This window comes from Streptomyces sp. NPDC046900, from assembly GCF_040644975.1.
Lineage (GTDB): Bacteria > Actinomycetota > Actinomycetes > Streptomycetales > Streptomycetaceae > Streptomyces.
In genome coordinates this window covers 1-4,446 of sequence record NZ_JBEYXD010000202.1, presented here as the reverse complement: position 1 = coordinate 4,446, position 4,446 = coordinate 1, and the positions used below count along the sequence as shown (strand labels likewise).

Here is a 4,446-nt window from a genome sequence, read left to right as displayed (position 1 = left end):
GCCCCTGATGGGGCGCCGCGGCACGGACGAGCACCGCAAGCTCGCGCAGGCGATCGCCAAGCGCGACCTCGAGGCCGCGACGTCGGTGATGCGGACCCACATCAACCGGACGGCCAGGCGGGTCAAGAGCCTCGGCTAGCTCGATCTTTAACCTCCGGCGTCGAATGGTGCGTCGAACTTGATCACTCGGTCTGGTCTCTGCCGTACATGAAGGCGCCCTTCGTCTGAAGATGTGCTCCGACCAAGGAACACACATCTTCAGTACGAAGGCCGTGAGGGTGAGTCCGAAGACGACCGGCGCATCGACGATGCGCAGCCCGGTTCCGCCGCATCGGTCGCCGAGCCCGCTCGGCAACATCCCCGACGGCGGCGGGCACAAGGTCCTGGGCCGCCAGACCGGCCGCAGGACCCGTTCAGGCGCTGCCTACAGCTACATCCATGCCGCCGTCGACGATGACTCCCGCCTGGCCTACAGCGAGATCGTCATCGACGAGAAGAAGAAGGAGACCGCCACCGCCTCTGGCCCCGCGCCCACGCGTTCTTCACCGACTGCGGCATCACCGTCGAGCGGGTCCTGACCGACATTCAACGGCGCGTGCTACAAGTCGCACACCTGGCGCGATGCGCTCACCTCAGCAGGCATCACGCACAAACGCACCCGGCCCTACCAGCCGCAGACCAATGAGAAGGTCGAATGGTTCAACCGCCACCTGCTCGACGAGTGGGCCTACGCCCACCCCTACCGCCCAGAGGCCGAACGACGCGACGCCTTCCCCAGCTGGCTGCACACCTGCAATCACCACCGCGGACACACCGCGCTCAAGGGACAGCTACCTGCCAGCCGCGTCCCTAAGCTCTCAGGGCAATACAGCTAGGCCTGGGTGGGGGGTACATCGACGACGAGGCCGTCGAGGTCGTCGTCGATCTTGATCTGGCAGCCGAGCCGGCTGGTGGCGCGTCGGTCTTCGGCGCCGAGGTCGAGTAGGTCGTCCTCGAGGTCGCCGGGACCTCCGACGCGGTCGGCGAAGCCACTGCGCACCCAGACGTGGCATGTGGCGCAGGAGTTGTTGCCCCCGCACTCGCCGACGATTCCTGGCACGCCGCTGCGGACCGCGGCGGACATCACCGTCTCTCCGACTGCGGCATCGACGACGCGCTCGTCGCCCTCGGTGCTGACGTAGACCACCTTCGGCACGTACGACTCCTTCCCTATGGTCTAACCGATATACCTTACTCTTGCGCCGGGCAGGTCAAGCGCGCGTGGGAGTTGTTGCTACGGGTGTTCTGCCTGGACCTCGGCGACGGAATATCGGCTGACCCGGCTACTACGCAGGTAATGGAGACCCGCATAGATGATCGGTACGAAGCTTCCCAGCGACAGCGCGGCGATCGGACCCAGGAAACCTGCGATCCAGCCGATGTTGATGTCGCCGAGCGCGGGCCCGCCACGCGAGGCCATCTGGTAGATCGCGGATACTCGGCCTCGCATCGTGTCCGGCGTTTCCAGCTGCACCGCCGCCTGGCGTATCGTCGTCGCCAGTGCGTCGAAGGCGCCGATCAGCAGGCCGGATGCGAGTGCGAGCGGCAGCCAGGGCGACTGGGCCAGCGCCAAGGTGGCGACGCCGTAGCCGGCCGAGGCGAGCAGCACCACCTTGCCCAGCGTGGTGCTTCGGGCCATCACGCGGTAGACGGGATAGGTGGCGATCAGGGCGCCGGCGCTCGGGGCCGCGGAGAGCAGGCCGTAGCCCGTGGGACCGGCGTGCAGCACCGTCAGCGCGAGTGCGGGCAGCACCACGCGGTACGCACCGAAGAGCGTTGCTGACAGGTCCAGGCTCATCATGAGCCAGACCACCGGCCGCCCTTTGACGAACGCCGCTCCATCGGCGATGCTCCGCCACACTGACAGGTGCCGTGCCTCGGGAACGAGCCGGGGAATTCGGATGAGCCCGAGTACGACGACGAGCACCGCGTAAGTCGCCGCGTCGACGGCGTACATGAGGCCAGGGCCGTGCGTCGCGATGAGCAGACCGGCCAAGGCCGGGCCGAGCAGGACGGCGAGTTCGCGGGACGGGTTGAGCAGAGCGAACGCCTGCGGCAGTTCCTTGCGTGGAACCATGGCCGGAATCAACGCCTGCCGGGCCGGCTGATCGAAGGTGCCGGCTGCGGTGGTGAGCAGCACGCACACCAGCACCTCCGGGGTCGTCGCCTTGCCGGCCTCGGTCAGTACCGCCAGGGCGCCGGCGACGACCAGGGCGAGCAGTTGTGTCGCCTGAAGGAGTCGGCGCCGGTCGAGGCGGTCTGCGTAGGCGCCGCCGAGCGGGCTCAGAATCAGCAGGGATACGGCCTGTGCCATGCCGACCAGGCCGGTGATCGTTGTCGATCCGCTGATGACGTACACCTGGTAGAGGTTGGCCGCAACGGTCCCTCGCGTCCCGATCTGTGAGAAGACCACACCAAACCAGTAGAGGTTGAAGTCGCGATGGTGCAGGGCCGGTGGCAGTTTCATCGATACTCCTTGAGCGTGGAGGCTCCTGCCTTCGGGCAGGGTGGAAACGTGGTACGGCGCGCCGCACGGATCGCTGTGGCATGTTCGACGGCGAGTGATCGCGTTGTTCGAGTACACGCGGGCCATACGCCTGCGGAGCCGAGTAAGACCGCCAGGAGACCGGTGGCGGTCGGCGGTGAAGCCAGGAACCTCAGCCTGTGAGGGCTGGAATCCTGTCTGCTGTGCCACAAGGCAGCAGATCCGCGCCGGTGATCTCCATCACGCGCCGATGCATGAGATCGACCGGTGCCGGCGTCTTGATCCCGTCCCGGCGCAGCTGGTCGCCGTACAGGTTCCCGGCCTCGGCGAAAGCGTCGAGGCTCGACAACGTACTCGTCCTGCGGGACACCGCGTGTCCACGCGACGGTATATCCGCGATTGACGCCGGCCATTCGGCCCTCGAGATTCTTCGGGCCCCGGATCCCGGTCTCCGGGGCGCGCACGACGGCGCCGTCTTGGAATCCGCGCACCAGGAAGATGGGTAGTGTCGTGGATGGCTTGCCATGGGCCTTGGCGCATTCCCCCTGGGGCCGGGGCACTGTCCGTAGCCGCGTGCTCGGCATGTTCTCTCCATTCGCTGACGTCTGCCCGGCAAATCCCGTCGTCCAGGAGGCATGGCCGGTGTGTCAACGGGTCCATTGGGCGGGATGCCGGGCAAGGGAGCACTGTCGGCCCGAGCGGTTGCTGGTCCATCATTTTGTCATACCATTAGTTCGCGCGGTACGGGCGGGATGCTCCGTGGAGTGAGTGGCAGTCGTCCGTAGCACCGGCCACAATGAGCACGGACACACGAGGGATAGGAATCGCAGTGGCTGCAATGAAGACAATGCCTGACGGCCCGGAGATGTTCAGCCGAGTGAACGTCGACCGCGTCTCGCAGGTCATCGTCGACCAGATCAAGCTCCTCATTCGTGACGGGCGGCTGCAGCCGGGCGATCGTCTGCCGAGTGAGCGCGAGCTGTGCCAGCGGTTCGGTGTCAGCCGCGTGACGGTACGCGAGGCGCTCCGGGTGCTCGAGGCCAGCGGTCTTGTGACGGTCCGGGTCGGTGCGCACGGCGGCGCGTTCCTCACGACGCCGTCCGCCGAGCGGCTCGGGGAAGGGCTCGCGGACCTTTTGTCGCTCGCCCCGCTGACGGCCGCGAACGTCACCGAGGCCCGGATGATCGTCGAGCTGGGCATTCTGCCCCTCGTCGTGGAGCGGGCAACCGAGGAGGACGTTGCCGCGCTGCTGGAGATCGTCGAGGAAGGCGCACAGGCCCTCAGGGAGGACCGGTACGAGATGGGCATGTCCGCCGCCTTCCACATCCGCGTCGCCGCCTGCACCCACAACCCGGCCATCGAGATGCTCGTGCAGAGCTTCCACGGCCCCATGCTGATGTCCCTGGAAGCGGGAGGCACGGCTACCTGGCACGGCCCGACGCCCTTGAGTGCACCCAAGTACTGGCGGCCGGCTCTTACGCAGCCGGTCGAGGACTTCGCGTCCCGGTCTCGTCCGCGACCAGGGCCACCTCCTGGCCGGCGAGTCCAGTGGAGATCGAAGTCGCGGTTGCGTAGTACGTCGGCCAGCTTCGCGGGTACCCTTGCCACCCCTTCGCCGCTCGGAGGGCGGTGCGTCGACCGGACAGGTGGTCAACTGGCCGACGCTTTGTCATACCATTAGGTCGCAGGGTGCGGATGAGACGGTCCATGGAGTGAGTGGCAGTCGTCCGTAGTACCGGCCACAATAAGCACGCACACACGAGGGATGGGGATCGCCGTGGCTGAGGTGAAGACAGGGGCTGACGGCCCGGAGATGTTCAGCCGAGTGAACGTCGACCGCGTCTCGCAGGTCATCGTCGACCAGATCAAGCTCCTCATTCGTGACGGGCGGCTGCAGCCGGGCGATCGTCTGCCGAGTGAGC

The 4,446-nt window shown here is 66.9% G+C and carries 5 protein-coding genes and 1 pseudogene; 3 read left to right on the top strand and 3 right to left on the bottom strand.

All coding sequences use genetic code 11. The features are described 5' to 3' along the window. Window positions 1–7: 7 nt before the first annotated feature. On the top strand, window positions 8–139 hold the full coding sequence (locus tag ABZ904_RS50680; protein ID WP_361831059.1) for an FCD domain-containing protein: 132 nt from the start codon (window positions 8–10) through the stop codon (window positions 137–139). A 208-nt stretch (window positions 140–347) separates the two neighbouring features. Next, a pseudogene (locus ABZ904_RS50675) lies at window positions 348–875 on the top strand (integrase core domain-containing protein); the annotation flags it as partial. On the opposite strand, the gene ABZ904_RS50670 reads toward ABZ904_RS50675, so the two are convergent. From ABZ904_RS50670 to ABZ904_RS50660, 3 genes are all read right to left on the bottom strand, one after another. Then, window positions 872–1,195, bottom strand: a complete 324-nt coding sequence (locus ABZ904_RS50670) for a 2Fe-2S iron-sulfur cluster-binding protein (RefSeq protein ID WP_361831056.1) — start codon at window positions 1,193–1,195, stop codon at window positions 872–874. The pseudogene ABZ904_RS50675 and the gene ABZ904_RS50670 overlap by 4 nt on opposite strands. Before the next feature lie 78 nt (window positions 1,196–1,273). Continuing rightward, the gene (locus tag ABZ904_RS50665) at window positions 1,274–2,506 is read right to left on the bottom strand and encodes an MFS transporter (RefSeq protein WP_361831053.1); all 1,233 of its coding nucleotides are present in this window, start codon (window positions 2,504–2,506) and stop codon (window positions 1,274–1,276) included. Between the two features lie 190 nt (window positions 2,507–2,696). Beyond that, complete coding sequence (locus tag ABZ904_RS50660) at window positions 2,697–2,873, bottom strand: hypothetical protein (RefSeq protein ID WP_361831050.1); 177 nt, start codon at window positions 2,871–2,873, stop codon at window positions 2,697–2,699. A 489-nt stretch (window positions 2,874–3,362) separates the two neighbouring features. On the opposite strand from ABZ904_RS50660, the gene ABZ904_RS50655 reads away from it, so the two are divergent. Next, entirely contained in the window at window positions 3,363–4,205 is an 843-nt protein-coding gene (locus ABZ904_RS50655; protein ID WP_361831047.1) for a FadR/GntR family transcriptional regulator, read from the top strand. Window positions 4,206–4,446 lie beyond the last annotated feature (241 nt).